At 57.0% G+C, this 26,248-nt stretch carries 24 protein-coding genes and 3 tRNA genes; 18 read left to right on the forward strand and 9 right to left on the reverse strand.

The window, feature by feature from the left end; genetic code table 11:
- The first annotated feature begins 87 nt into the window (after window positions 1-87).
- The gene (gene sugE / locus QRD42_RS06810) at window positions 88-405 is read left to right on the forward strand and encodes a quaternary ammonium compound efflux SMR transporter SugE (protein ID WP_321988476.1); all 318 of its coding nucleotides are present in this window, start codon (window positions 88-90) and stop codon (window positions 403-405) included.
- Here the strand turns inward: sugE and QRD42_RS06815 are convergent.
- The 5 genes from QRD42_RS06815 to frdA all read right to left on the reverse strand — a co-directional run bounded on the left by QRD42_RS06815 (window position 402) and on the right by frdA (window position 4,336).
- Window positions 402-932, reverse strand: a complete 531-nt coding sequence (locus tag QRD42_RS06815) for a lipocalin family protein (RefSeq protein WP_072570252.1) — start codon at window positions 930-932, stop codon at window positions 402-404. The genes sugE and QRD42_RS06815 overlap by 4 nt on opposite strands.
- A gap of 110 nt (window positions 933-1,042) precedes the next feature.
- The gene (frdD, locus tag QRD42_RS06820) at window positions 1,043-1,402 is read right to left on the reverse strand and encodes a fumarate reductase subunit FrdD (protein WP_318377044.1); all 360 of its coding nucleotides are present in this window, start codon (window positions 1,400-1,402) and stop codon (window positions 1,043-1,045) included.
- A 10-nt stretch (window positions 1,403-1,412) separates the two neighbouring features.
- Window positions 1,413-1,808: a fumarate reductase subunit FrdC gene (frdC, locus tag QRD42_RS06825; protein ID WP_321988741.1), complete on the reverse strand. Its 396-nt coding sequence runs from the start codon at window positions 1,806-1,808 to the stop codon at window positions 1,413-1,415.
- A 10-nt stretch (window positions 1,809-1,818) separates the two neighbouring features.
- Complete coding sequence (locus tag QRD42_RS06830) at window positions 1,819-2,553, reverse strand: succinate dehydrogenase/fumarate reductase iron-sulfur subunit (protein ID WP_318372893.1); 735 nt, start codon at window positions 2,551-2,553, stop codon at window positions 1,819-1,821.
- The gene (gene frdA, locus QRD42_RS06835; protein ID WP_321988477.1) at window positions 2,546-4,336 is read right to left on the reverse strand and encodes a fumarate reductase (quinol) flavoprotein subunit; all 1,791 of its coding nucleotides are present in this window, start codon (window positions 4,334-4,336) and stop codon (window positions 2,546-2,548) included. Before frdA ends, QRD42_RS06830 begins: the two co-directional genes overlap by 8 nt.
- 282 nt (window positions 4,337-4,618) lie before the next feature.
- Here frdA and epmA point away from each other — a divergent pair, with 282 nt between their 5' ends.
- The gene (gene epmA / locus QRD42_RS06840) at window positions 4,619-5,596 is read left to right on the forward strand and encodes an elongation factor P--(R)-beta-lysine ligase (RefSeq protein WP_072570257.1); all 978 of its coding nucleotides are present in this window, start codon (window positions 4,619-4,621) and stop codon (window positions 5,594-5,596) included.
- 50 nt (window positions 5,597-5,646) lie between these two features.
- Here epmA and mscM read toward each other — a convergent pair whose 3' ends face one another.
- The 3 genes from mscM to rsgA all read right to left on the reverse strand — a co-directional run bounded on the left by mscM (window position 5,647) and on the right by rsgA (window position 11,114).
- Window positions 5,647-8,982, reverse strand: a complete 3,336-nt coding sequence (gene mscM / locus QRD42_RS06845; protein ID WP_072570258.1) for a miniconductance mechanosensitive channel MscM — start codon at window positions 8,980-8,982, stop codon at window positions 5,647-5,649.
- An 18-nt stretch (window positions 8,983-9,000) separates the two neighbouring features.
- Window positions 9,001-9,963 (reverse strand): archaetidylserine decarboxylase, encoded by a 963-nt coding sequence (asd, locus tag QRD42_RS06850; protein ID WP_072570259.1) that lies wholly within the window; start codon window positions 9,961-9,963, stop codon window positions 9,001-9,003.
- Between the two features lie 98 nt (window positions 9,964-10,061).
- Entirely contained in the window at window positions 10,062-11,114 is a 1,053-nt protein-coding gene (rsgA, locus tag QRD42_RS06855) for a small ribosomal subunit biogenesis GTPase RsgA (protein WP_072570260.1), read from the reverse strand.
- Between the two features lie 107 nt (window positions 11,115-11,221).
- On the opposite strand from rsgA, the gene orn reads away from it, so the two are divergent.
- The 4 genes from orn to QRD42_RS06875 all read left to right on the forward strand — a co-directional run bounded on the left by orn (window position 11,222) and on the right by QRD42_RS06875 (window position 12,310).
- Window positions 11,222-11,767 (forward strand): oligoribonuclease, encoded by a 546-nt coding sequence (gene orn / locus QRD42_RS06860; RefSeq protein ID WP_321988478.1) that lies wholly within the window; start codon window positions 11,222-11,224, stop codon window positions 11,765-11,767.
- Window positions 11,768-11,959: 192 nt separating this feature from the next.
- Window positions 11,960-12,035: transfer RNA gene (locus QRD42_RS06865), tRNA-Gly, on the forward strand.
- 86 nt (window positions 12,036-12,121) lie between these two features.
- Window positions 12,122-12,197: transfer RNA gene (locus QRD42_RS06870), tRNA-Gly, on the forward strand.
- Window positions 12,198-12,234: 37 nt separating this feature from the next.
- A tRNA-Gly gene (locus tag QRD42_RS06875) sits at window positions 12,235-12,310 on the forward strand.
- Between the two features lie 269 nt (window positions 12,311-12,579).
- Here the strand turns inward: QRD42_RS06875 and queG are convergent.
- Complete coding sequence (queG, locus tag QRD42_RS06880) at window positions 12,580-13,719, reverse strand: tRNA epoxyqueuosine(34) reductase QueG (protein ID WP_321988479.1); 1,140 nt, start codon at window positions 13,717-13,719, stop codon at window positions 12,580-12,582.
- Between queG and nnr the strand changes: the two genes are divergently transcribed.
- The 12 genes from nnr (at window position 13,718) to nsrR (ending at window position 26,246) form a co-directional block, all read left to right on the forward strand.
- Window positions 13,718-15,244, forward strand: a complete 1,527-nt coding sequence (gene nnr, locus QRD42_RS06885) for a bifunctional ADP-dependent NAD(P)H-hydrate dehydratase/NAD(P)H-hydrate epimerase (RefSeq protein ID WP_321988480.1) — start codon at window positions 13,718-13,720, stop codon at window positions 15,242-15,244. The two genes, queG and nnr, sit on opposite strands and share 2 nt — an antisense overlap.
- Window positions 15,237-15,698 (forward strand): tRNA (adenosine(37)-N6)-threonylcarbamoyltransferase complex ATPase subunit type 1 TsaE, encoded by a 462-nt coding sequence (gene tsaE / locus QRD42_RS06890; protein WP_072570264.1) that lies wholly within the window; start codon window positions 15,237-15,239, stop codon window positions 15,696-15,698. Before nnr ends, tsaE begins: the two co-directional genes overlap by 8 nt.
- Window positions 15,699-15,714: 16 nt before the next feature.
- Window positions 15,715-17,061, forward strand: coding sequence for an N-acetylmuramoyl-L-alanine amidase AmiB (gene amiB, locus QRD42_RS06895; RefSeq protein WP_072570265.1), 1,347 nt, complete (start codon window positions 15,715-15,717; stop codon window positions 17,059-17,061).
- Between the two features lie 9 nt (window positions 17,062-17,070).
- Window positions 17,071-18,939 carry a DNA mismatch repair endonuclease MutL gene (gene mutL / locus QRD42_RS06900; RefSeq protein ID WP_321988481.1) on the forward strand — a complete coding sequence of 623 codons (1,869 nt, stop codon included), beginning with the start codon at window positions 17,071-17,073 and terminating at the stop codon, window positions 18,937-18,939.
- Entirely contained in the window at window positions 18,932-19,882 is a 951-nt protein-coding gene (gene miaA / locus QRD42_RS06905; protein ID WP_072570267.1) for a tRNA (adenosine(37)-N6)-dimethylallyltransferase MiaA, read from the forward strand. The genes mutL and miaA overlap by 8 nt, the downstream gene beginning before the upstream one ends.
- A gap of 96 nt (window positions 19,883-19,978) precedes the next feature.
- On the forward strand, window positions 19,979-20,287 hold the full coding sequence (gene hfq / locus QRD42_RS06910) for an RNA chaperone Hfq (RefSeq protein ID WP_072570268.1): 309 nt from the start codon (window positions 19,979-19,981) through the stop codon (window positions 20,285-20,287).
- A 75-nt stretch (window positions 20,288-20,362) separates the two neighbouring features.
- The gene (gene hflX / locus QRD42_RS06915) at window positions 20,363-21,643 is read left to right on the forward strand and encodes a ribosome rescue GTPase HflX (RefSeq protein WP_072570269.1); all 1,281 of its coding nucleotides are present in this window, start codon (window positions 20,363-20,365) and stop codon (window positions 21,641-21,643) included.
- 67 nt (window positions 21,644-21,710) lie between these two features.
- On the forward strand, window positions 21,711-22,967 hold the full coding sequence (hflK, locus tag QRD42_RS06920; RefSeq protein ID WP_072570270.1) for an FtsH protease activity modulator HflK: 1,257 nt from the start codon (window positions 21,711-21,713) through the stop codon (window positions 22,965-22,967).
- Between the two features lie 2 nt (window positions 22,968-22,969).
- The gene (gene hflC, locus QRD42_RS06925) at window positions 22,970-23,974 is read left to right on the forward strand and encodes a protease modulator HflC (RefSeq protein WP_072570271.1); all 1,005 of its coding nucleotides are present in this window, start codon (window positions 22,970-22,972) and stop codon (window positions 23,972-23,974) included.
- Window positions 23,975-24,055: 81 nt separating this feature from the next.
- Complete coding sequence (locus tag QRD42_RS06930) at window positions 24,056-24,253, forward strand: DUF2065 domain-containing protein (RefSeq protein WP_072570272.1); 198 nt, start codon at window positions 24,056-24,058, stop codon at window positions 24,251-24,253.
- A gap of 102 nt (window positions 24,254-24,355) precedes the next feature.
- Window positions 24,356-25,654: an adenylosuccinate synthase gene (locus tag QRD42_RS06935; RefSeq protein ID WP_072570273.1), complete on the forward strand. Its 1,299-nt coding sequence runs from the start codon at window positions 24,356-24,358 to the stop codon at window positions 25,652-25,654.
- 166 nt (window positions 25,655-25,820) lie between these two features.
- Entirely contained in the window at window positions 25,821-26,246 is a 426-nt protein-coding gene (gene nsrR, locus QRD42_RS06940; protein ID WP_072570274.1) for a nitric oxide-sensing transcriptional repressor NsrR, read from the forward strand.
- The last annotated feature ends 2 nt before the right edge of the window (window positions 26,247-26,248 follow it).

Genomic DNA, 26,248 nt, shown 5'->3' on the forward strand with positions numbered 1-26,248 from the left:
CGGTAAGAATACGCTTCTACATAAGCCTTGCAGGACGACCTGTAAGCGCCATCTTCAACGGGGACGGCCCCATCTCAGGAGCCAACTATGTCCTGGTTCGTTTTACTTATTGCGGGTTTACTTGAAGTTGTCTGGGCCATCGGCCTGAAATACACCCATGGTTTCACCCGTCTCACGCCCAGTATCATCACCGCCAGCGCCATGATCGTCAGTATTGTTATGCTGTCGTGGGCGATGAAAACGCTGCCGGTCGGCACCGCGTATGCGATCTGGACGGGAATAGGCGCGGTCGGCGCGTCCATTACCGGCATGATATTGCTGGGTGAATCCACAAGCCCGGCGCGCATCATCAGCCTGGTGCTGATTGTCGCCGGGATCATCGGGTTAAAACTCAGCACCCATTAACGGTTTTGCGCCACCCAGATGAGTTTCTCCACCGCAAAGCCCTGTTGTTTTGCGGTGTTCACCAGATCCTGTTTCACGTTATCCGGAATAGTGCGGGTGCGGGACAGGATCCACAGGTAATCGCGGTCCGGTCCGCAGACCAGCGCGTGGCGATAATCTTTATCCAGCGCAATGACGTTATAGCCGCCGTAAAAGGGGCCAAAAAACGATACCTTCAGCGCCGCACGGTTTTTAGATCCCGTAAAGTAAGCCCTGCCATCCGTGGATTGCCACATACCCCGCGACGGGTTATAGCCTTTGTTAATGACGTTCAGCCCGCCGTCTTCCCGCAGGCTGTAGGTGGCGGTGACGTTATCCAGCCCGCGCTCAAAACGGTGATCCAGACGGGCGATTTCATACCAGGTACCGAGATAGCGTGTGGTATTAAAATTTTCCACGACGGTGACGCCGGGAGGAGGAGTGGGAGACTGGCAGGCCACCATCAGAAGCGCGGCGGAAACGACGGCAACGACAGGCAATATACGCATGGTATTTTCCTTCCAGGATTTACAGATAAGTGTAAAGCGTCACCGGAAGTTTGCCCGGCTTGCCGTTGCGAAGCGTGACCGGGTCTGCAACATCAGACCCGGCGCTGTACTTAAAGGAAAATCACCCCGACCAGCGTTACCACGCTCAGGATGGCGGCAAGGCCGTAAAACACCCATTTACCGTTGGGTACGTGGATTTTCAGGTCATGCATCAGGTGATGGATGCGGTGCAGGCCGCACCACAGCGGCAGCACAATCATCAGGAAGATAAAGGCGCGTCCGATCAGGCTCTGGGCAAAGGCCAGTACCCGCTCAAAGCCGAGCGCGTCGCCGGGATACAGCCCCAGCGGCAGCAGCACGCCAACCAGCAGCACGATGACCGGCGCAAAGAACGCGCCCCACATGCCGCCTGCGCCAAACAGCCCCCAGAAAACAGGTTCGTCAGAGCGTTGTGGATTTGGATTAATCATTCTTGCCTCCTTACCAGTACAGGGCGACAAACAGCACCACCAGCGTCACCAGCGCCGTGACAACCCACAGCCCTTTGATGATCGGCTGCGGTCCCATTTTCTCGTCTTTGACGATGATATTCGCGGCTTTCGGCGCCAGCTCAAACCAGGTTTTGGTGTGCAGCAACGCCCCTGCCAGCGTGATGAGGTTAAGGATCACCACCACCGGGTTTTGCAGGAAGCTCACAAACCCCGCCCAGCTTTCAGCGCCATGCTTCAGCGCAAACAGGCCATAAATCAGTACGATGCTGAACCACACGGTAGTGATTGCCGTGCCTTCGCGCAGCATATAAAAGCGATAAAACGGCAGGTTTTTCCACCAGTTTGACGGCACCGGCCGCACGTAAGGTTTACGTTTCGTTGTCATCATGCGCTCCTTAGCGTGGTTTCAGGGTGGCGATAAGAAAGTCTTTCGAACTTTCCACTTTCCCCTGCTGAATGGCCGCCGCCGGATCGACGTGCTTCGGACAAACGACAGAGCAATAGCCCACAAACGTACAGCTCCAGACGCCGTTCTGGCTGTTAAGCTGCGCCATACGCTCTTTCTTGCCGCGATCGCGGCTGTCTTCGTTATACCGGTGCGCCAGGGTGATCGCCGCCGGGCCGATGAATTCCGGATTCAGACCGAACTGCGGACAGGCGGCATAGCACAGACCACAGTTGATGCAGCCGGAGAACTGATGGTATTTCGCCATCTGCGCCGGGGTCTGGGTATTTGTCCCCTGATCCGGTGTGCGCGGATTGCCGATAATGTAGGGTTTAATGGCTTCCAGGCTTTCGATAAAGTGCGTCATATCGACCACCAGGTCGCGCTCAATCGGGAAGTTCGCCAGCGCCTCCACCTTCATGCCTTGTTCGTATTCGCGCAGGAAAGTTTTACAGGCCAGCTTCGGCACTTTGTTGACCATCATGCCGCAGGAGCCGCAAATCGCCATGCGGCACGACCAGCGGTAGCTGAGATCCGGCGCGAGGTTATCCTTGATATAGCCCAGTGCGTCCAGCAGTGAGGTTTGCTCATCAAAGGGCACCTCGTAAAACGCGCTGTGCGGGGCGCTGTCCACTTCCGGGTTATAGCGCACCACCTCGATTTTCAGGGTTTGTAGCTCAGCCATTCGCCTTCTCCTTATTCTCGGCTGCTTCCGCTTCGCCGCCATACATGCGTTTCGCCGGCGGCAACGTGGTGATCTTCACGTCGCTGTATTCCAGACGCGTCGTGCCGTCAGCATCGCGATAAGCGAGCGTATGTTTGAGGAAGTTGACGTCATCGCGTTCGGTACAACCTTCATCCAGACGCTGATGCGCGCCGCGCGACTCTTTACGGGCCATTGCCGAGTGCGCCATACACTCCGCCACGTTCAGGCCATGCTTTAGTTCAAGGGTATAGAGCAGATCGGTATTGAACACGCTGGAGGTGTCGGTGATGCGCACGCGTTTGAAGCGCTCCTGCAACTCCGCCAGCTTATCGATGGTTTTCTGCATCAGTTCCGGCGTACGGTAGATGCCGCAGCCTTCTTCCATCGCCATGCCCATTTCGTCGCGCAGATGCGCCCAGTTTTCACTGCCTTCCTGGTTAACGAGATCTTTCAGGCGCTGTTCCACATCACCGGCCTGGGCGTTCAGCGCCTTATCGTCAGGCTGATGTGCGCCCATGGCATGTTCCATGGCTTTTTCACCGGCGAGGCGGCCAAAGACCACCAGTTCGGCCAGCGAGTTCGAGCCAAGACGGTTCGCGCCGTGCAGCCCGACAGACGAGCATTCGCCCACCGCGAACAGGCCTTTGATGCGGGTTTCGCAGTTTTGATCGGTTTCGATGCCGCCCATGGTGTAGTGCGCGGTCGGGCGTACCGGGATCGGATCTTTCACCGGATCGACGCCGACATACGCTTTGGCAAGCTCACAGATAAACGGCAGACGTTCGAGCAGCTTTTTCTCACCCAGATGGCGGAGATCCAGATGGACCACGTCGCCGCGTGGCGTCGAAATGGTGTTGCCCTTGCGCCACTCATGCCAGAAGGCCTGGGAGACTTTATCGCGCGGCCCCAGCTCCATATATTTGTTTTTCGGCTCGCCGAGGGGCGTTTCCGGGCCCATGCCGTAATCCTGCAGATAACGGTAACCATCTTTATTCACCAGAATACCGCCTTCGCCACGGCAGCCTTCGGTCATCAGAATGCCGGATCCCGGCAGGCCGGTCGGGTGGTACTGTACAAACTCCATGTCGCGCAGCGCTACGCCATGGTTCAGCGCAATGCCCATGCCATCGCCGGTGACGATGCCGCCGTTGGTGTTGAAGCGGTACACGCGCCCGGCGCCGCCGGTTGCCATGATCACCGCATTGGCGCGGATCTGCACCAGCGACCCTTCCATCATATTCATGGCGACAAGGCCGCGCACCGCGCCGTCATCCACCAGTACATCGAGGACAAAATGCTCGTCAAAGCGCTGGATCTGCGGAAACTGCAACGAGGTCTGGAAAAGGGTGTGTAGCATGTGGAAGCCGGTTTTGTCGGCGGCAAACCAGGTGCGCTCAATCTTCATGCCGCCGAAGCGACGCACGTTGACGGAACCATCCGGGCGGCGGCTCCACGGGCAGCCCCACTGTTCCAGCTGGATCATTTCGGTCGGGCAATGGTGCACGAAATAATCCACCACATCCTGCTCGCAAAGCCAGTCTCCACCGGCGACGGTATCGTGAAAATGGTAATCGAAGCTGTCATGATCCTGCGCGACGGCGGCAGATCCCCCTTCCGCGGCCACGGTATGGCTGCGCATGGGGTAGACTTTTGAGATCAGGGCGATTTTAGCGTTGGGATTCGCTTGCGCCGCAGCTATCGCGGCGCGTAATCCGGCACCACCTGCGCCAATTACGGCAAGATCGGCTTGAAAGGTTTGCACGACATTCCTCCAGGTTTTAGTTATTCCGCTTCGCGTTTAACGGGCGTCGCGAAAGCATGTCCACTGCTCCATTATGGGGAGGCAGTATAACCTTGCGGGAGGAAGGGAAATTTGATGCGTTCGATTTTTTTGCCGATCTTCCGCGTGATTTATCACTCTGTTTGATGGATCCGGCCCTTTGTCTTATTTGTCCGCCGCGAGCAACAAATTACTGTGCAAAATTTGTCTCTCTGGCGGGTTACGGGTAGACTTCGTGCCCTTATCAGCATACGGAGAATTACCATGAGCGAGACGGCAACCTGGCAGCCGAGCGCGTCCATCCCCAATTTACTGAAACGCGCCGCGAAGATTGCGGAGATCCGTCGTTTCTTTGCCGACCGCGGTGTACTGGAGGTGGAAACGCCCTGCATGAGTCAGGCGACGGTGACGGATATTCATCTGTTCCCGTTCGAAACCCGTTTTGTAGGCCCCGGCCATTCTCAGGGGATGAACCTCTATCTGATGACCAGCCCGGAATACCATATGAAGCGTCTGCTGGTGGCGGGCTGCGGTCCGGTGTTCCAGCTGTGTCGCAGCTTCCGCAATGAAGAGATGGGGCGTCACCACAATCCGGAATTCACCATGCTGGAATGGTATCGTCCGCATTACGACATGTACCGCCTGATGAATGAAGTGGACGATCTGCTGCAACAGGTGCTTGAGTGCCCGGCAGCAGAATCCCTGTCTTATCAGCAGGCTTTCCAGCGCCATCTGGAAATCGATCCGCTCTCTGCCGATAAGCAACAGCTGCGCGACGCGGCGGCGAAGCTGGATCTGAGCAATATTGCCGACACGGAAGACGATCGCGACACGCTGCTGCAATTGCTGTTTACCATGGGCGTCGAGCCGCACATTGGTAAAGATCGCCCGGCCTTTGTCTATCACTTCCCGGCAAGCCAGGCTGCGCTGGCGCAGATCAGCACTGAAGATCACCGCGTGGCGGAGCGCTTTGAGGTCTATTTCAAAGGGCTTGAGCTGGCGAATGGTTTCCACGAGCTGACGGACGCCCGCGAGCAGCAGCAACGCTTTGAGCAGGATAACCGCAAGCGCGCCGCCCGCGGCCTGCCGCAGCAGCCTATTGATGTGAATCTGCTGGAAGCGCTGAAAGTAGGGATGCCGGATTGCTCCGGCGTGGCGCTGGGCGTTGACCGCCTGATCATGCTGGCACTGGGCGCGGAAAACTTAAGTGAAGTGATCGCCTTTACCGTCGACAGAGCGTAAGGCTTAACGGTCCCGGCCCTCTTTCTGAAAAGAGAGCCGGGGTGAGGGGTTTACAAACTTCCCGCCGGGCGGCCACGTCCGGCAGAGGTCAGCGTTCTGTTCGTTGCTTTACCGCCCAGGGTTTCCAGACGCATCTGGAACGGCGGGAACGGCATATCAATACCGTGTTCACGGAAGCCCGCCAGGATCAACTGATGGATCTCATGGCGCAGCGGCATCCGGTGTCCCATCTCCGCAGCGTAAATACGCAGTTCAAACAGCTGAATGCCCTGCTGTAAATCCACCAGGAACACTTCGGGCGGCGGGTTATCGATCACCAGCGAGCAGCGTTCCGCAGCGGTATACAGCAACTGCGTCACTTCCTCACTATTGGCATCCGCCGGCGCAGGCACCGTCAGCACCACACGGGTTACCGAATCCGACAGCGACCAGTTGATAAACTGCTCGGTGATAAACGCCTTGTTCGGCACGATGATCTCTTTGCGATCCCAGTCGCTGATCGTCGTGGCGCGGGTATTGATTTTGGTGATGCTGCCGGTCAGATCGCGGATCGTTACGGTATCGCCGATGCGGATCGGTTTTTCGAACAGAATGATCAGGCCCGAGATGAAGTTGGCGAAAATCTCCTGCAAACCAAACCCGAGCCCGACACCGAGCGCGGCCACCAGCCACTGCAATTTTGACCACTCAATACCAATCATCGAGAAGCCCACCAGACCGCCAAACAGCATCAGCAGATATTTGGTGATGGTGGTAATGGCGTAGCCGGTGCCCGGCGTCAGATCGAGGTGCTGCAACAGCGCCAGCTCCAGCAGGGCAGGGAGGTTACGCACCAGCTGCGTGGTGATGATAAACACCAGAATCGCGATCAGCACCGCGCCAAGGGTAATCGGCTCAAGGCTTTCCACGCCCTGCACGGTGGAGGTGACATCCCACAGGGAAATATTTTCCAGGAAGCCAAACGCGGAGTGGATTTCCGACCACAGCACAATCACCGACAGCAGGGCGATCAGCATCAGGATGGAACGCACCAGGCGCAGCGACTGGGTACTGATGGTATCCAGATCCACTTCGCTCTCGTCCACTTCCACCAGCCCTTCGGTGCTGGTAGTGTGATGCGGATCTTCTTCCCCCCGCGCACGCTGGGCAAGGATCTCGGCGCGGCGATGTTTGGCGCGATCAAAGGCCAGCCGACGACGCTGGATCAGCATCCAGCGGCGAATGATGTGATACACCACCAGCAGCAGGAACCAGATGGCCACCGAGGTCTCCAGCCGCGCCAGCAGTGCCTGCGCTGTCGCCAGATAACCGACCATTGCCGCCAGCATCGCCACCAGCGGGGCGCTCAGCAGCAGGTTCCACAGCAGATGGTTGCCCATGTTGTCGCTGCTGCCAGTTTTGTCGACATACAGCGGGATCCCGGCGCGTTTCAGGCTCAGGGTGACCATCGCCAGCGCGCCGCAAATCAGCATAAAGCACAGTCGTCCGAGGGAGCCGGAGAACTCACGGTCATTAAGATTATCGAACATGATCAGCGCCATAATCAGCGGCACGATCAGGCCAATACACAGCAAATAGTTGCGCATACCGCGCGCCACACGCGCCCGCGGCCACGCAAAATGCGCGACAAACAGACCGTTGGGGCGGGCAAAGGTGGCGCAAATCATCACCGCCCACAGCATCGGCACGGTCGCGGTGACGCCATCGCCAATCGCCACCGCCAGCGGATACGGCCAGGCCTCACGCAAACCATAACCCAGGGTAGCCCACAGCACCGGCAGCGGCGAGGCCACCAGAATCGACCAGAATACCGTGCGCAGCGTCAGCCAGAAGTGATCCTGAGTCACCTTGCCGACGCGGGCGGACGAACGCTCCAGAAAGCGGGTAAAGTGCTTACGCGAGTACAGGCTGAAGCCGACAAGGAACAGGGCGGCAAACAGCGGCAGCAGCGTTTCTTTGGTGGTCAGCATCATCAGCGTGGCTTTGCCCAGCTGGCTGAAGGTATCCAGCGAGATCAGACGGCGCAGATCCTGCACGATGTCGATCGGCCAGCTGAGATTGATGGGGCTGACGTCCGAGGTCCAGAACAGGTAACGGTGCGTCGCCTCGTTCACCTCTTTCAGCGCGTCCTCCAGCTGCGTGTGCGACACCTTGAGTTTGGTGAGTTCAAGGATCAGCGTGTCGCCGCCCTGCAACAGCGACGTCAGCAGTTCGCGCTGAGTGCGCAGCTGGGCGTCAAGAATACGGCTCTGTTCGCGGGTCAGCGGCTGGCCGTCAACCTGACGGATCTGCCGCAGTTGCGGCTGCTTGTTCAGCAGATCTTCATAGCGCATACGGTGCACGCGCAGCTGCGCCATTTCGGTGTCCAGCTGCTGTGGTTTCGGCATTTCCGGCAGACGGGCGACCTGCGCGCGCAGCGCTTCGCCAAGCATGTTGGATGCCCCCAGCCACTGGGACTGCTCGCGCAGGGTGTTGAGCGCCTGACGTACCTGTAACGTCTGACCGGTGGCCTGCCGTTGCTGAGAGGCGACCAGATCCATCCGCTGCGCCTGCTGGTTGAGCGCCTGGGAGAGTTCGCGGTTGATTTTAAACTGATCGACAATGCCGACCGGCAGGTTGGCGCTGTTTTCCGCCAGCATTTCGGTGCTTTCCAGCGCCTGCTCGGCTTCACGCTGCCGCTGGCTGTTGAGCTGATTACGCAGCGCCTGTAAGTAAGTATCCAGCTGCGCCGCCTGCTTTTGCGCCAGCTCGGAGCGCATACGCGCCAGTTCCTGGCGGTTGTTGGCGGACAGTTGCGCCAGCTCCAGTTCATCCACCAGCGCTTTCAGCCTGGCAGATTCCGCCTGAGCGCTGAGCAGCTGCGCCTGGGCCAGCGCGGTGGTACCGGCTGGCGTACCGGCGCGGCGTTCCACCTCATTGAGCTGGCGGCGGGCATCGGTTTGCTGCTGCGGCAGCTGGCTTAAGGAATCGCTGATTTCACGGGCGCGCTCCTGCTCCTGCTGCGCCAGGCGCGTCTTATCCAGCAGTTGGCTGCTGACCTGCAAAATTTCCTGATTGAGGGCGTCAGAACTCAGGTCGGTGGGAATGGCGCGCGGCTCGTCGCGCATACTGTTCAGCTGTGCGCGTAAGGTCTGGGAGGTTTTGGCGAAGTCGTCAATGACCTGCTGATACTGCTTTGCGCGCTCAAGCGAGCCGTTACGCTCGTCGAGCGCGTTCAGCGCGGCCTGGAGCACCTCAACGGTTTCGGCCTGATCCGGGGCATTTTTCGCCCCTTTAGCCTGCTCCAGTTCCTGCGCGATTTGTTTAGCGTCGGGGGCCGTCGCAGCGGACGCCCCCATACTGAGACTGAGGCACCAGGCCATCAGAAAAGCGATAATCAGGCGCACATCAGTTACCTTTTAAAATCAGACAGGGTCTTTCTTGTCGTCCACCAGCGGGTTGGCGTCGTGCTCGGCGTCGATCTCTTCCTGCGGCAGCGGGGTCGGCTCCGGCATCACAATGGCCTCGGTGGAGACCGCCAGCGGTTCGCCGATTTTGGTCACCGACAGGCTTTGCAGCTGTTCAACCAGTTCCACTTTGCCCGGCGCGAACAGGTTAATCACCGTAGAACCAAGCTTAAAGCGGCCCATTTCCTGGCCTTTCAGCAGGGCGACAGCGCCATCGCTTTCACCCGCGGGCCAGGTCCAGCGTTTGATGATGCCTTCGCGCGGCGGTGTGACGGTGCCCGCCCAGACGGTTTCGATGCTGCCAACGATAGTCGCGCCGACCAGGATCTGCGCCATCGGGCCGAACTCGGTATCAAACAGGCAGATCACGCGCTCGTTACGGGCAAATAAGTTTGGCACATTGCGCGCGGTCAGGTGGTTGACCGAGAAAAGATCGCCCGGCACGTAGATCATCTCACGCAGAATACCGTTACACGGCATATGGACGCGGTGATAGTCGCGCGGCGACAGGTAAGTGGTGACAAAGGAGCCGTTGCGGAACAGATCCGCCATCAGGTAATTCCCGGCCAGCAGCGCTTCAAGGCTGTAGTTATGGCCTTTTGCCTGCAACAGTTTGTCGTTTTCGATGCTGCCCAGCTGGCTGATCACGCCGTCGGCAGGCATCACCAGCACGTTCGGATCGGTATTGAGCGGACGCACTTCATCACGCAGCGGGCGGACAAAGAAGTCGTTAAAGGTGCGATAGCTGGCGGTATCCGGCTTTTGCGCCTCGTTCATATCGACCTTGTAGTATTTGACGAACAGATCGATAACCAGTTTGGTCAGCCAGCCTGCGCGTTTTCTTGCGCCCCAGCCCGCGAGGCGAGTCAGCCACAGTTTAGGCAGAATGTATTGAAGCGAAAGTTTAAATGAGTCTAACAAGGTAGCCTCCAGGCTAATATTTTTTACCGTTCCCGATCCCCGTATTACCGGCGGATCTTTTAAAAGGGTGACAATTCTGGCGATGCTTAGCTTAAATGTCAGCTATCGGTATCAGAAAAGTTTTTACGCGTTTTTACCTGCGACATGCTTTCCAGAATGCGATGATAATTTTCGAAGCGTGATTCGGCGATTTTACCTTGCTCAACCGCCTCGCGGATAGCGCATCCCGGATCGGTATCGTGCTTGCAGTCACGATATTTGCAGTGGCCTAAATAATCATGGAAGTCGATAAAGCCCCGGGTAACCTGCTCAGGCTCCAGATGCCACAGACCGAACTCACGTACGCCAGGAGAGTCAATAACGTCGCCGCCGTGCGGGAAGTGGTACAGGCGTGAGGCGGTGGTGGTGTGCTGACCAAGACCGGAGTTATCGGAGACGTCGTTAACGAGGATCTCCGTCGGCAGGCCTAAGAGCGAATTCAGCAGGCTGGATTTGCCCACGCCGGACTGGCCGGCAAAGATGCTGATACGATCGGTCAGCGCCTCTTCCAGCGGTTTCAGGCCGTCCTGGGTGTAGCTGGACACCATCAGCACGCGATAACCAATGTGGCGATAGATATCCATCTGCTCATTCACAAACGCCATGCCTTCCGCATCCAGCAGGTCGATTTTATTCAGCACGATGATGGGTTCAACGTCCAGGGTTTCGCATGCCACCAGGTAGCGGTCGATGATGTTAAGCGACAGCTCCGGCAGGATAGCCGAGACGATGACAATCTGATTGATGTTCGCCGCGATGGGTTTTACCCCGTCGTAAAAGTCCGGGCGCGTCAGAACGGAAGTGCGCTCATGCACCGCCTCGACGATCCCTTTCACGTTAACGCCTTCCGCGGCGGCTTTACCCGGACGCCAGACAACGCGGTCGCCGGTGACCAGCGAACGAATCGTGCGACGAATGTTACAGCGGTGAGTTTCACCGTCTGCGGATTCCACGTCGGCATGCATGCCAAAACGGCTGATTACGATGCCTTCAGCCGCTTCGCCAAACAGGTTGTCGTCAAGGTCCGGTTTCTCCACAGACGTTTTTAGCCGCCGCTGGTGATTGGCGTTGACGCGGCGCTGCTGGCCTTTGGAGAGTTTATTTTTACTCAATCGTGCTGACTCCTGGTCGCCCCTGGTGGGCAAAACCTCTATGATACACGCTATTTTATACTAGTTAACCAGATGTGGCTGGTTATGCGAGAAGGGTGGAAAATAGCATGAGTGCAAATGAAAACAACCTCATTTGGATCGATCTGGAAATGACCGGCCTCGATCCAGAGCGCGATCGAATCATCGAAATCGCGACGCTGGTCACCGATGCGAACCTGAACATTCTGGCAGAAGGTCCGGTTATCGCCGTGCACCAGTCAGATGAACAGCTGGCGCTGATGGATGACTGGAACGTACGTACCCATACCGGCAGCGGTCTGGTGGATCGCGTGAAGGCCAGTACCCAGGACGATCGCGCCGCAGAGCTGGCGACGATTGAATTCCTGAAACAGTGGGTGCCGGCAGGCACATCGCCGATTTGCGGTAACAGTATCGGCCAGGATCGCCGTTTCCTGTTTAAATACATGCCGGAGCTGGAAGCGTATTTCCATTACCGCTATCTGGACGTCAGCACCCTGAAAGAGCTGGCTAAGCGCTGGAAGCCGGAGGTGCTGGCCGGCCTGAAAAAGCAAAACACGCATCAGGCGCTGGACGATATCCGCGAATCGATCGCGGAACTGGCCTATTACCGCGAGCATTTCATCAAACTGTAACTTTTTTTTGGCCCCTGTCTTTCGCAGGCGAGGGGCCATAATGCGGATTTTGATGGGAAAATAATCATCTTGCCGATTAAAGCAGCACTTGAACAAAAAATTTAAATTTTTCAGTTTCAGGGCTTGCAGCTAAAATGAATTCTCGTATAATGCGCCTCCCGTACCGATGCAGAAATTGCAAAGTTACGCAGAGCGGGAATAGCTCAGTTGGTAGAGCACGACCTTGCCAAGGTCGGGGTCGCGAGTTCGAGTCTCGTTTCCCGCTCCAAAATTTGAAATGGCTTTTACAGCCACGCAGTATCCAGATTCAAGGATTTCATGTTGCAACCAGGCAGCCTGAAAGACGACGAATATGCGGGAATAGCTCAGTTGGTAGAGCACGACCTTGCCAAGGTCGGGGTCGCGAGTTCGAGTCTCGTTTCCCGCTCCAAAATTTGATTGGCTTTTTACAGCCACGCACCACCCAAGCGGGAATAGCTCAGTTGGTAGAGCACGACCTTGCCAAGGTCGGGGTCGCGAGTTCGAGTCTCGTTTCCCGCTCCAAATTTCTTCTCTGAATAAATTATCCACAGCGGGATCCCTTGCCGCAGACGATTTGTTTCCGCTTTGACATATTCTTGTGAACAGACTTATCCACAGGTTTGTTATTTCTGCCTGTCCCGGTAAATGATTCAGGATGTGAATGAATTTCTGATAACTGCCTGATATGTTTCACAAAAATTTCATTTCAAAATGTTAATCCTGTCCCTTGACGAACATCTCCGCCTTGATTAGCAATGTGTTTTTATTTTTATGCACAAGCTGTGGAAAGGTCAGGCGTCGCGTTTCAGCCCTTTTTCAATTACCCGCACCAGCCGCAATTTCTGCGGTAATTGCACCTCGACAACACAGGCATTCCGCTTATCAATTTGCTGCGCAATCGCCCATTCTATGTGCTCATCAAGAAGTGGGTGCTCACCTCTGCGCTGTTCCAGCGCGCGAATGTTAGCTTCATCCCATGGCGCGTTCCCCAGCGCGACGGCGATATTTCTCAGCCAGCGTAAATGACCGATACGGCGGATCGCCGATCCTTCGGTGACTTTCAGGAAGTGGGTTTCGCTCCAGCCGAACAGCATAATAAGCTCGGGCGCGTGCAGCGCTTTGCGCGGGCTGAAGTCCTCTTCGTCCGTCAGTTGCGAGTAGCGGTTCCACGGGCAGATTAGCTGACAGTCGTCGCAGCCGTAGATGCGGTTGCCCATCAAGGGGCGAAATTCTTCCGGGATCGCGCCTTCCAGCTCAATCGTCAGGTAAGAGATACAGCGGCGCGCATCGACCGTATAGGGCTCGACAATCGCGCCGGTCGGACAGATGGTCATGCAGGCCACGCATTTACCGCAGCCTTCTTCCACCGGCTGATCAACCGGCAGCGGCAAATCGATCAGCAGCTCGCCAAGGAAGAAAAACGAACCGGCTTCGCGATTAAGAATAAGTGAGTGCTTACCTGTCCAGCCAAGCCCGGCTTTTTCCGCCAGCGGGCGTTCAAGAATGGGCGCAGAATCCACAAAGGGTCTAAAATTCAGCGATACGCACTGTTCCTGGATCTTTTCACCGAGCTTTTTTAAGCGGTTACGCAATAACTTATGGTAATCGCGGCCCAGCGCATAGCGGCTGACATAGCCCAGCGACGGGTTTTTCAGCGTGCTGGCGAAGGCGGCGTTAGCGGGCAGGTAATTCATGCGCACGCTGATCACGCGCAGTGTACCGGGTAAAAGCTCATGCGGACGGGCGCGCATCATACCGTGACGCGCCATCCAGTCCATTTCGCCGTGATATTGCTTATCCAGCCATGCCTGCAGTTTGGGTTCGGCGGCGGTGAGATCGGTGTCGGTGATACCGACCTGCTGAAAGCCCAGTTCAGTGCCCCACTGTTTAATGTTTTGCGCTAACTGATTGAGATCGAGGGGCTGTGACATGACGGACCATACATTGAAGAAAAACCCCGCAAGTATACCACACTCCATCTGGCCTGCGGATGAACTCAAACGCGCGGAACAGGAGGCGGCCGACAGCCTCGGCATCACGCTGTATGAACTGATGCAGCGCGCTGGTCAGGCGGCCTTTACTGTCGCGCGGGAACATTACCCCGGGGCGCAGCACTGGCTGATCCTCTGCGGCCACGGTAACAACGGCGGCGATGGCTATGTGGTGGCGCGTCTGGCCGCCGCTGCGGGCATTGAGGTGACGCTGCTGGCGCAGGAAAGCGATAAACCTTTGCCGGAGGAGGCCCATGCCGCGCGTGAGGCGTGGCTTGATGCCGGGGGCGCCATTCATGCGCCGACGCTGGCCTGGCCGGAAGGCGTGGATCTGATTATCGACGGTCTGCTGGGCACCGGACTGACCGATGCCCCGCGGGAGCACATCGCCGCGCTTATTGAACATGCCAATCAACATCCCGCGCCGGTGCTGGCGCTGGATATCCCGTCTGGCCTGCTGGCACAAACGGGCGCGACGCCTGGCGCGGTGATCAACGCCGCGCATACCCTGACTTTTATCGCCCTTAAGCCTGGCCTGCTGACCGGTAAAGCGCGCGATATGGTAGGGCAGCTGCATCATCATGCGCTGGGACTGGAAAGCTGGCTGGCGGGACAGGAAACTAAAATAACCCGTTTCGATGCCACACAGCTGGCAGACTGGTTACCCCCCAGACGACCAACCTCGCATAAAGGCGATAACGGACAGCTGGTGATTGTCGGCGGCGATCACGGTACGGCGGGGGCTATCCGTATGACCGGAGAAGCCGCGCTGCGTACTGGCGCAGGGCTGGTTCGCGTACTGACGCGCAGCGAAAATATCGGCCCTATCATCACCGCCCGCCCGGAACTGATGGTGCATGAACTCACGGCGCAAAGCCTGGATGAAAGCCTCGAATGGGCGGACGTGGTGGTCGTGGGGCCGGGTCTCGGGCAACAGGCGTGGGGCAAAGACGCCCTGCGTAAAATTGAGAATTTTCGCAAACCCATGCTGTGGGACGCTGACGCACTGAACCTTCTGGCAATCAATCCCGATAAACGTCACAATCGCATCCTGACGCCGCACCCCGGCGAAGCCGCACGGCTACTGAACTGTAGCGTTGCAGAAATTGAAAGTGATCGCTTACTTTCAGCCCGACGTCTGGTAAAACGTTACGGGGGTGTTGTGGTGCTGAAAGGCGCGGGCACGGTTATCGCCTGCGAAAACGGCGAGACGGGCATCATTGATGCCGGAAACGCCGGGATGGGCAGCGGCGGCATGGGCGATGTGCTCTCTGGTATTATTGGCGCGCTCGCAGGGCAAAAATTCTCCCTGTACGATGCCGCCTGTGCAGGCTGCGTAGCACATGGCGCCGCTGCCGACAGGCTCGCGGCGCGTTATGGCACGCGCGGCATGTTAGCGACCGATCTTTTTTCCACGCTTCGGCGTGTAGTTAACCCGGATGTGATTGACGTAAACCATGATTAATCGAGTGATCCCTTTACCTGACGAAGAAGCAACCTTAGATCTTGGCCAGCGCGTGGCGCAGGCCTGCGATGGCGCGACGGTCATCTATCTATATGGCGATCTGGGGGCGGGTAAGACCACGTTCAGCCGGGGCTTTTTGCAGGCGCTCGGGCATAACGGCAACGTGAAAAGCCCGACCTATACGCTGGTCGAGCCTTATACCCTCGACAAACTGATGGTCTATCACTTTGACCTGTACCGGCTCGCCGATCCGGAAGAACTGGAATTTATGGGTATCCGCGACTACTTTGGCCGCGACGCGATCTGCCTTGTCGAATGGCCGCAACAAGGCGCGGGCGTGCTGCCTGAACCGGATATCGAAATCCATATGTCATACCAGGCACAAGGGCGTGAGGCGTGCATTTCTGCCGTTTCCTCATCGGGTAATTCGTTACTGGCGCGACTGGCCGGTTAACTGTAGGAATGGCGGGATGATCAATCGCGTTAAAAGCTGGTTCGCGACAATACTGCTGCTGGCCTGTACCCAGGCAGGAGCAGCAACCTTATCCGATATTCAGGTGTCCAATGGCAATGATCAGGCGCGCATCACCCTGAGCTTTATGGGCGATCCGGAATACGCCTTTTCCCAGGACAGCAAACGCAGCGTGGCGCTGGACATCAAACAGACCGGCGTGATCCAGGGGTTGCCGCTGCAATTTAGCGGTAATAACCTGGTGAAGGCTATCCGCTCTGGTACGCCGAAAGATAATCAGTCCCTGCGCCTGGTGGTCGACCTGACGCAGAACGGTAAAACCCGTGCGGTGAAGCAGCAAAACGGCGCCAGCTATACCGTGGTCTTTACCATTAACGCCGATGCACCACCGCCCCCTCCGCCTCCGCCGCCGGTTGTGGTGAAGCGCGTCGAGACGCCAGCCGTTGCGCCCGCTATTGCGCCGCGTCCGGCAGAGCCTGCCCGCAATCCTTTTAAAAATGAAAACGACCGCGTAACGAGCGTGACCAGCAGTAATACGGTGACCCGCCCGGCCATGCGTTCGCGCAGCGCGTCCGGTGACAAAGTGATCATCGCCATTGATGCCGGACACGGCGGCCAGGATCCGGGCGCTATCGGCCCTGGCGGCACGCGTGAGAAAAACGTCACCATGGCGATTGCCCGCAAACTGCGCGCGTTGCTTAATGACGATCCGATGTTTAAAGGCGTGCTGACCCGCGACGGCGATTACTTTATTTCGGTGATGGGCCGCTCCGACGTGGCGCGTAAACAGAACGCGAACTTCCTGGTGTCGATCCATGCGGATGCCGCGCCGAACCGTGACGCCACCGGCGCGTCCGTGTGGGTGCTGTCTAACCGTCGCGCCAACAGCGAAATGGCCAGCTGGCTGGAGCAGCATGAGAAGCAGTCCGAGCTACTGGGCGGAGCAGGGGATGTGCTGGCGAACAGCCAGTCCGATCCCTACCTGAGCCAGGCGGTGCTGGATTTGCAGTTCGGTCATTCCCAGCGTGTCGGGTATGATGTCGCCGTGAATATGCTCGGTCAGCTACAGCGCATTGGTTCGCTGCATAAACGCCGCCCGGAACATGCCAGCCTCGGCGTGCTGCGCTCGCCGGATATTCCATCGGTGCTGGTGGAAACGGGCTTTATCAGTAACAACAGCGAAGAGCGCCTGCTGGGCAGCGATGACTATCAGCAACAGCTGGCGGAAGCGATTTATAACGGTCTGCGCCAGTACTTCCAGGCGCATCCGATCCAGTCGGCCCCGCAGGGCGGTGCCGGCCAGACGGCGAGTGCCGCCTCCTCGGGCGGCGCGTTCTTTAATTAAGGAGATTTCATGCCGATTCAGGTTTTGCCGCCACAGCTTGCGAACCAGATCGCCGCAGGCGAAGTGGTGGAACGTCCTGCGTCGGTTGTGAAAGAGCTGGTGGAAAACAGCCTTGATGCCGGGGCGACCCGCATTGACATTGATATCGAACGCGGCGGCGCGAAGCTTATCCGCATCCGCGATAACGGCTGCGGCATCAAAAAAGATGAGCTGGCGCTGGCGCTGGCGCGTCATGCCACCAGTAAAATCGCCTCCCTCGACGATCTGGAAGCCATTATCAGCCTTGGCTTTCGCGGCGAGGCGCTGGCCAGCATCAGCTCGGTATCCCGCCTGACGCTGACCTCGCGCACAGCAGATCAGCCCGAAGCCTGGCAGGCTTACGCCGAAGGGCGCGACATGGACGTAACGGTCAAACCCGCCGCGCATCCGGTGGGGACGACGCTGGAAGTGCTGGATCTCTTTTATAACACCCCCGCCCGCCGCAAATTTATGCGTACCGAGAAGACCGAATTCGGACATATTGATGAGGTGATCCGCCGCATCGCGCTGGCGCGTTTTGACGTCACCATCAACCTGAATCATAACGGCAAAATGGTGCGCCAGTATCGCGCCGTCCCACCAGGCGGGCAGAAAGAATGCCGTCTGGGGGCGATCTGCGGCGTGCCTTTTATCGAGCAGGCGCTGCAAATAGAATGGCAGCACGGCGATCTGGGGATGCGCGGCTGGGTGGCGGATCCGCAATCCACCACCTCCGCCTTCGCCGAGATCCAGTACTGCTACGTCAATGGCCGCATGATGCGCGATCGCCTGATCAATCATGCGATCCGCCAGGCCTGTGAGGATAAACTCGGCGCCGATCAGCAACCGGCGTTTGTGCTCTATCTGGAGATCGATCCGCATCAGGTGGACGTCAACGTCCATCCGGCCAAGCATGAAGTGCGTTTCCACCAGTCGCGGCTGGTACATGATTTTATCTATCAGGGCGTGTTGAGCGTCCTGCAACAACGGCTGGATAAGGCGCTGCCGCTGGCCGACGCGCCGGAACCGCGCAGTATGCCGGAAAACCGCATCGCGGCGGGTAAAAACCAGTTCGCCAGCCCGGCGGTCGCCCGCGAGCCTGCGCCGGAGCGTTATACCGCACCGGCTGCCACGCCACGCGGTGGACAGGGTAGCGGGCAAAGCAGCGGCGGCGCAGGCTGGCCGAACGCTCAGCCGGGCTATCAGAAACAGCAGGGGGCGTTGTATCGCCAGTTGCTGGAGACGCCAGCCGTTGAGCGTAGCGCGCCAGCCCCCGAACCCACACCCTCCGCCGTTGACGCGCACAGCCAGAGCTTTGGCCGCGTGCTGACGATTATCGGCCAGGATTGCGCCCTGCTGGAGCGCGACGGGGCGTTATTCCTGCTGGCCTTGCCGGTGGCGGAGCGCTGGTACAAACAGGCACAGCTGACGCCGGGTAATACAGCGGCCTGCGCACAGCCGCTATTGATCCCGGTTCGCCTGAAAGTCAGCGCTGACGAGCGCGCGGCGCTGCAACGTGCACAGGCAATGCTGGCCGACATGGGCATCGAATTTCTGTCCGATGCCCATCATGTGACCATTCGCGCCGTGCCTTTACCCTTACGCCAACAAAATTTACAAATCTTGATTCCTGAACTGATAGGCTACCTGGCGCAGCAAACAACGTTAGACGCGGCGAACACCGCCCAGTGGATTGCCCGTAAGCTTGAGAGCGTCCACCCGCAGTGGAGTGTGGCCCAGGCCATCACGGTGATCGCTGATGTCGAACGTCTTTGCCCGCAGCTGGTGAAAACCCCGCCGGGTGGCCTGGTTCAACCTGTTGATTTACATTCGGCGATGAACGCCCTGAGACATGACTGACCAGAGTATGGCGAGCCTGCCTAAGGCAATTTTTTTAATGGGGCCAACAGCCTCCGGCAAAACGGCGTTAGCCATTGAGTTGCGTAAAGTTTTGCCAGTAGAGTTGATAAGCGTCGATTCTGCCCTTATTTATCAGGGAATGGATATCGGCACCGCAAAGCCGGATGCCGACGAATTACGCGCGGCGCCGCACCGGTTGCTGGATATTCTCGACCCGGCGCAGGCCTATTCTGCGGCTGATTTTCGCCGCGATGCCCTGGCGCATATGGCAGAGATCACCGCCGCCGGGCGTATTCCGTTACTGGTGGGCGGCACCATGCTCTATTTTAAGGCGCTGCTGGAAGGGTTATCTCCCTTGCCGTCAGCGGATCCGGCGGTAAGAGCTAAAATTGAACAACAGGCGGCCGAGCTAGGATGGGACGCACTGCACAGGCAACTGCTGGAGATAGATCCGGTGGCCGGTGCGCGAATTCATCCAAATGATCCGCAAAGGCTTTCCCGGGCACTGGAAGTTTTTTTCATTTCGGGTAAAACTTTAACGGAACTGACGCAAACGTCAGGAGAGGCTCTGCCGTATCAGGTGCATCAGTTCGCCATCGCCCCGGCGAGCCGTGAACTGCTCCATCAGCGAATTGAGCAGCGTTTTCATCAGATGTTGGCTTCAGGTTTTGAAGCAGAAGTGCGGGCGCTTTTTGCCCGTGGAGATTTGCATACGGACATGCCTTCCATTCGTTGTGTGGGATACCGCCAGATGTGGTCTTACCTTGAAGGCGAGATCTCATATGATGAAATGGTTTATCGAGGAGTTTGCGCCACGAGACAGTTAGCGAAGCGTCAGATCACCTGGCTGCGTAGCTGGGACGGGGTTCACTGGTTAGACAGCGAATCGCCCGAACAGGCAAGAGATGCGGTATTACAGGTAGTTGGTGCTAACGCAAACTGAATGTGTACAATTACATCGTATCGTGCGCAAAATTTTACGCAGTTTTCAGGGCCTCCGGGTTCTAAGTACAAAACAAGCATATAAGGAAAAGATAGAATGGCTAAGGGGCAATCATTACAAGACCCGTTTTTGAACGCACTGCGTCGTGAACGTGTTCCGGTTTCTATTTATTTGGTGAATGGTATCAAGCTGCAAGGTCAAATTGAGTCTTTCGATCAGTTCGTGATCCTGTTGAAAAACACGGTCAGCCAGATGGTCTATAAGCACGCAATTTCTACTGTTGTCCCGTCTCGTCCGGTTTCTCATCACAGCAACAACACGACCGGCGGCTCCAGTAACTATCATCATGGCAGTAACGCGCAGGGGTCCTCTGCGACGCAACAAGACAGCGACGACGCCGAGTAAGGTTAGTTGTTGTTAATCCATGCCGGGGAGCCAGATTATCTGAGTTCCCCGCTGGTATTTTAAGAGGGTTTACGCTTGTTTGACCGTTATGACGCCGGTGAGCAGGCGGTTCTGGTACACATCTATTTTTCGCAAGACAAAGATATGGAAGATCTCCAGGAGTTTGAATCCCTGGTCTCTTCAGCTGGTGTCGAAGCAATGCAGGTGGTTACCGGTAGCCGTAAAGCACCGCACCCAAAGTATTTTGTTGGTGAAGGTAAGGCAGTTGAAATAGCGGAAGCCGTTAAGGCAACAGGGGCATCGGTCGTACTTTTTGATCATGCGCTGACCCCTGCTCAGGAACGTAATCTTGAACGGTTATGCGAATGTCGTGTTATTGACCGCACCGGCTTGATTTTAGACATTTTTGCCCAACGTGCACGTACCCATGAAGGTAAGTTGCAGGTTGAGCTGGCGCAGCTGCGCCATATGGCTACGCGTCTGGTGCGTGGCTGGACCCACCTTGAGCGACAGAAAGGCGGGATTGGTTTGCGTGGTCCGGGGGAAACCCAGCTCGAGACCGACCGTCGTTTACTGCGCAATCGTATTATGCAGATCCTCTCGCGGCTTGAAAAAGTTGAAAAGCAGCGTGAGCAGGGACGTCGCTCCCGTCAGAAAGCCGATATTCCGACCGTATCCTTGGTGGGATACACCAACGCCGGCAAATCGACGCTGTTTAACCAGATCACCGAGGCCCAGGTTTACGCCGCAGACCAGCTGTTTGCGACCCTGGATCCGACGCTGCGCCGTATCGACGTGGCGGACGTGGGCGAAACCGTGCTTGCGGATACCGTAGGGTTTATCCGCCATTTGCCACATGACCTGGTGGCCGCGTTTAAAGCCACGTTGCAGGAAACCCGTCAGGCCACGCTGCTATTGCACGTTGTCGACGCAGCGGATGTCCGCTTGCAGGAAAATATCGCCGCGGTGGATACGGTGCTCGAAGAAATCGACGCGCACGAAATCCCCACGCTGATGGTCATGAATAAAATCGATATGCTCGACAGCTTTGAGCCGCGTATCGATCGTGACGATGAAAATAAACCGATTCGGGTCTGGCTTTCTGCCCAGACCGGCGTCGGCGTACCACTGTTATTCCAGGCGTTAACCGAACGGCTTTCCGGAGAAGTCGCGCAGCACACGTTGCGTCTGCCTCCCGAAGAAGGGCGTTTGCGAAGCCGGTTTCACCAGCTTCAGGCGATAGAAAAAGAGTGGATGGAGGAAGACGGCAGCGTGGGTATGCAGATACGCATGCCGATTATTGACTGGCGTCGACTCTGTAAACAAGAACCGGCATTGGTGGACTACGTGGTCTAACCGGCGTATCACCTGAAGACATTTCCCCTCTGGGGATATCACCGCATAACAAATATGGAGCACAAACATGGCGTGGAATCAGCCCGGTAATAACGGACAAGACCGCGACCCGTGGGGGAGCAGCAATAAGCCCGACGGTAACTCTGGGGGAAATAAAGGCGGTCGCGAACAGGGGCCGCCTGATTTAGATGATATTTTCCGTAAGCTGAGCAAAAAGCTCGGCGGCCTGGGCGGCGGTAAAGGTACCGGTTCAGGCGGCGGAAGTTCCGCGCCAGGCCCTCGCAGTCATATGGGAGGACGAGTGGTCGGTATCGTCGCTGCGGCCGCCGTCATTATCTGGGCTGCCAGCGGTTTCTATACCATTAAAGAAGCCGAGCGCGGTGTGGTCACCCGTTTCGGTAAATTCAGCCATCTGGTGGAGCCGGGCCTTAACTGGAAGCCGACGTTTATTGATAACGTGACGGCGGTAAACGTCGAATCCGTGCGTGAACTGGCGGCTTCCGGCGTGATGCTGACGTCCGACGAAAACGTGGTGCGTGTGGAAATGAACGTGCAGTACCGCGTTACCGATCCGCAGCACTATCTGTTTAGCGTGACCAGCGCGGACGACAGCCTGCGTCAGGCCACCGACAGCGCCCTGCGTGGCGTGATCGGCAAATACACCATGGACCGTATCCTCACCGAAGGCCGTACCGTTATTCGTAGCGATACCCAACGTGAACTGGAAGAGACCATTCGTCCGTACAACATGGGTATCACCCTGCTGGACGTCAACTTCCAGGCCGCGCGTCCGCCGGAAGCCGTACAGGCCGCCTTTGATGATGCGATTGCCGCGCGTGAAAACGAACAGCAATCTATCCGTGAAGCGGAAGCCTACGCGAACGAAGTCCAGCCTCGTGCGAACGGTCAGGCCCAGCGTATTCTTGAAGAAGCCCGCGCATACCGCACGCAGACCATCCTGGAAGCCCAGGGTGAAGTGGCGCGTTTTGCCAAACTTCTGCCGGAATATAAAGCCGCACCGGAAATTACCCGTGAACGTCTGTATATCGAAAGCATGGAAAAAGTGCTGAGCCACACCCGCAAAGTGCTGGTTAACGATAAAGGCGGCAACCTGATGGTGCTGCCCCTGGATCAAATGCTGAAGGGCGGTAACGCCAGCGGAGCAAAAAATGAGACCAGCGGAGCCAACAATCTGTTGCGCCTGCCGCCTGCCTCAAACTCCGGCAGCAATGCCAGCACCGCACCGACTGCCAGCCAGGGTGACATTATGGACCAACGCCGTGCCAACGCGCAGCGTAACGACTCACAGCGTCAGGGGGAATAACGATGCGTAAGTCTATTATTGCGGTAATTATTATCGTGCTGGTCGTGCTCTATACGTCTATTTTCGTGGTGAAAGAAGGCGAGCGCGGCATTACCATGCGTTTCGGTAAAGTCCTCCGTGACGATGAAAACAAACCGCTGGTCTTTGAGCCGGGTCTGCATTTCAAACTGCCGTTTATCGAAGCCGTGAAAATGCTCGACGCCCGTATCCAGACGATGGATAACCAGGCTGACCGCTTTGTGACTAAAGAGAAGAAAGACCTGATTGTCGACTCTTACATCAAGTGGCGCATCAGCGACTTCAGCCGTTACTACCTGGCAACCGGTGGTGGCGATGTCTCTCAGGCGGAAGTGCTGCTGAAACGTAAGTTCTCTGACCGTCTGCGTTCTGAAATCGGCCGTCTTGATGTGAAAGACATCGTGACTGACTCCCGCGGTCGTCTGACGCTGGAAGTGCGCGATGCCCTGAACTCCGGTTCTGCCGGCACCGAAGATGAAGTGGCCACGCCTGCTGCCGATGACGAAATCGCGAAAGCCGCGAAACGCGTTACGGCGGAAACCAACGGTAAAGTGCCGGTGGTGAACCCGAACAGTATGGCGGCCTTAGGTATTGAAGTTGTCGACGTGCGTATCAAGCAGATCAACCTGCCGAACGAAGTGTCGGAAGCGATTTACAACCGTATGCGCGCTGAGCGTGAAGCGGTTGCCCGTCGCCACCGTTCACAGGGTCAGGAAGAAGCGGAGAAGCTGCGCGCGGCCTCCGATTACGAAGTGACCAAGACGCTGGCGGAAGCGGAGCGTGAAGGTCGTATCCTGCGTGGTGAAGGTGATGCCGAAGCGGCTAAACTCTTTGCCGACGCCTTTAGCCAGGATCCTGACTTCTACGCCTTCATCCGTAGCCTGCGTGCTTACGAGAACAGCTTCCAGAGCAACCAGGACGTTATGGTGCTCAGCCCGGACAGCGATTTCTTCCGCTACATGAAGACGCCGGGCAACGCCGTACGCTAACCCCGGTCAGGCTGTTTAATCTGCTAAAAACCACCGTGTTCCTCAGGAGCCGGTGGTTTTCTCATTCAGGGACATCTAAAAATGAACACCACCATCTGGCTGGCACTGGCCCTCGTTCTGGTACTGGAAGGCCTCGGACCAATGCTTTATCCTCGTGCATGGCGACGTATGATCGGCGCGCTCATTCAGCTTCCTGATAACATTTTACGGCGTTTTGGCGGCGGTCTAGTGGTTGCTGGCGTCGTTGTCTACTACATGTTGAGGAAAACGATTGGCTGAAGACAAAGCACGCCGGTTTGCCGAAATTAGGCGACAAAAAGTGCTGATTATCAGAAAAAGCGATGGTAGAATCCTTTTTTAAGCAAACGGTGATTTTGAAAAATGGGTAACAACGTCGTCGTACTGGGCACCCAATGGGGTGACGAAGGTAAAGGGAAGATCGTCGATCTCCTGACTGAACGGGCTAAATTTGTTGTACGCTACCAGGGCGGTCACAACGCAGGCCATACTCTCGTAATCAACGGTGAAAAAACCGTTCTCCATCTTATTCCATCAGGTATTCTCCGCGATAACGTCACCAGCATCATTGGTAACGGCGTGGTGCTGTCTCCTGCTGCGTTAATGAAAGAGATGAAAGAACTGGAAGACCGCGGTATCCCGGTTCGCGAGCGTCTGCTGCTGTCTGAAGCCTGCCCGCTGATCCTCGATTATCATGTGGCGCTGGACGTAGCGCGTGAAAAAGCGCGCGGCGCGAAAGCGATCGGCACCACCGGTCGTGGCATCGGTCCGGCCTATGAAGATAAAGTAGCCCGTCGCGGTCTGCGCGTTGGCGACCTGTTCGACAAAGACACCTTCGCTACCAAACTCAAAGAAGTGCTGGAATACCATAACTTCCAGCTGGTTAACTTCTACAAAGTTGACGCTGTTGACTACCAGAAAGTGCTGGACGATGTGATGGCGGTTGCCGACATCCTCACTTCCATGGTGGTGGACGTCTCCGATCTGCTCGACCAGGCGCGTAAACGTGGTGATTTCATCATGTTCGAAGGCGCGCAGGGTACGCTGCTGGATATCGACCACGGTACCTATCCGTATGTAACCTCCTCCAACACCACCGCCGGTGGCGTGGCGACAGGTTCCGGTATCGGTCCGCGCTATGTGGATTACGTGCTCGGCATCATCAAAGCTTACTCCACCCGCGTTGGCGCAGGTCCGTTCCCGACGGAGCTGTTTGACGACATCGGCGAGTTCCTGTGCAAACAGGGTAACGAGTTCGGCGCTACCACCGGCCGTCGCCGTCGTACCGGCTGGCTGGATGCGGTTGCCGTGCGCCGTGCGGTGCAGATCAACTCCCTGTCTGGCTTCTGCCTGACCAAGCTGGACGTGCTGGATGGCCTGAAAGAAGTGAAAATCTGCGTGGCCTACCGTATGCCGGACGGCCGCGAAGTGACCACCACGCCGATGGCTGCCGACGACTGGGAAGGCATCGAGCCGATCTACGAAACCATGCCGGGCTGGTCAGAAACCACCTTCGGCGTGAAAGAGCGTAGCGGCCTGCCGCAGGCTGCGCTGAACTACATTCAGCGTATCGAAGAATTAACGGGCGTACCGATCGATATTATCTCTACCGGTCCTGACCGTTCTGAAACCATGATCCTGCGCGATCCGTTCGACGCATAATCACGCCAGGGGCGCCATCACAGCGCCCCTTGTTTTGCCTTTATTACTTCTTCCCATCACCGTTCATTTCTAAATAAATTAGCAGCCTGACTGGTGGCTGGTTTATCATCAATAGTGTCAATACACCACGGGTGTCCCGCGTTTTTTCTTATTTCCTGAGGTTGATGTGCAGTTAACGAGTTTCACCGATTACGGATTGCGAGCCTTAATCTATATGGCGTCGCTGCCGGAAGGACGAATGACCAGTATTTCTGAAGTGACAGAAGTGTACGGTGTGTCCCGTAATCACATGGTCAAAATCATCAACCAGCTGAGCCGGGCAGGCTACGTCACGGCCGTCAGGGGCAAAAACGGCGGGATCCGGCTGGGTAAGCCAGCCCGTGCTATATGTATAGGTGATGTAGTGCGTGAACTGGAGCCGCTGACGCTGGTCAATTGCAGCAGCGCATTTTGTCATATCACGCCCGCCTGCCGCCTGAAAAAGGCCCTTTCCCAGGCCGTGCAGAGCTTTCTTAAGGAGCTGGACAGCTACACGCTGGCAGACCTGGTTGAAGAGAATCAACCGCTTTATAAATTATTGCTGGTGGAATGACA

Origin of the sequence: Enterobacter sp. PGRG2, assembly GCF_030291195.1 — a bacterium.
Lineage (GTDB): Bacteria > Pseudomonadota > Gammaproteobacteria > Enterobacterales > Enterobacteriaceae > Enterobacter_D.

Bases quoted from the DNA above. Each gene is read 5' to 3' on its own strand.
- sugE (WP_321988476.1), top strand. From the start codon at position 88: ATGTCCTGGTTCGTTTTACTTATTGCGGGTTTACTTGAAGTTGTCTGG.
- QRD42_RS06815 (WP_072570252.1), bottom strand. From the start codon at position 932: ATGCGTATATTGCCTGTCGTTGCCGTCGTTTCCGCCGCGCTTCTGATG.
- frdD (WP_318377044.1), bottom strand. From the start codon at position 1,402: ATGATTAATCCAAATCCACAACGCTCTGACGAACCTGTTTTCTGGGGG.
- frdC (WP_321988741.1), bottom strand. From the start codon at position 1,808: ATGACAACGAAACGTAAACCTTACGTGCGGCCGGTGCCGTCAAACTGG.
- QRD42_RS06830 (WP_318372893.1), bottom strand. From the start codon at position 2,553: ATGGCTGAGCTACAAACCCTGAAAATCGAGGTGGTGCGCTATAACCCG.
- epmA (WP_072570257.1), top strand. From the start codon at position 4,619: ATGAGCGAGACGGCAACCTGGCAGCCGAGCGCGTCCATCCCCAATTTA.
- orn (WP_321988478.1), top strand. From the start codon at position 11,222: ATGAGTGCAAATGAAAACAACCTCATTTGGATCGATCTGGAAATGACC.
- nnr (WP_321988480.1), top strand. From the start codon at position 13,718: ATGACGGACCATACATTGAAGAAAAACCCCGCAAGTATACCACACTCC.
- queG (WP_321988479.1), bottom strand. From the start codon at position 13,719: ATGTCACAGCCCCTCGATCTCAATCAGTTAGCGCAAAACATTAAACAG.
- tsaE (WP_072570264.1), top strand. From the start codon at position 15,237: ATGATTAATCGAGTGATCCCTTTACCTGACGAAGAAGCAACCTTAGAT.
- amiB (WP_072570265.1), top strand. From the start codon at position 15,715: ATGATCAATCGCGTTAAAAGCTGGTTCGCGACAATACTGCTGCTGGCC.
- mutL (WP_321988481.1), top strand. From the start codon at position 17,071: ATGCCGATTCAGGTTTTGCCGCCACAGCTTGCGAACCAGATCGCCGCA.
- miaA (WP_072570267.1), top strand. From the start codon at position 18,932: ATGACTGACCAGAGTATGGCGAGCCTGCCTAAGGCAATTTTTTTAATG.
- hfq (WP_072570268.1), top strand. From the start codon at position 19,979: ATGGCTAAGGGGCAATCATTACAAGACCCGTTTTTGAACGCACTGCGT.
- hflK (WP_072570270.1), top strand. From the start codon at position 21,711: ATGGCGTGGAATCAGCCCGGTAATAACGGACAAGACCGCGACCCGTGG.
- hflC (WP_072570271.1), top strand. From the start codon at position 22,970: ATGCGTAAGTCTATTATTGCGGTAATTATTATCGTGCTGGTCGTGCTC.
- QRD42_RS06930 (WP_072570272.1), top strand. From the start codon at position 24,056: ATGAACACCACCATCTGGCTGGCACTGGCCCTCGTTCTGGTACTGGAA.
- QRD42_RS06935 (WP_072570273.1), top strand. From the start codon at position 24,356: ATGGGTAACAACGTCGTCGTACTGGGCACCCAATGGGGTGACGAAGGT.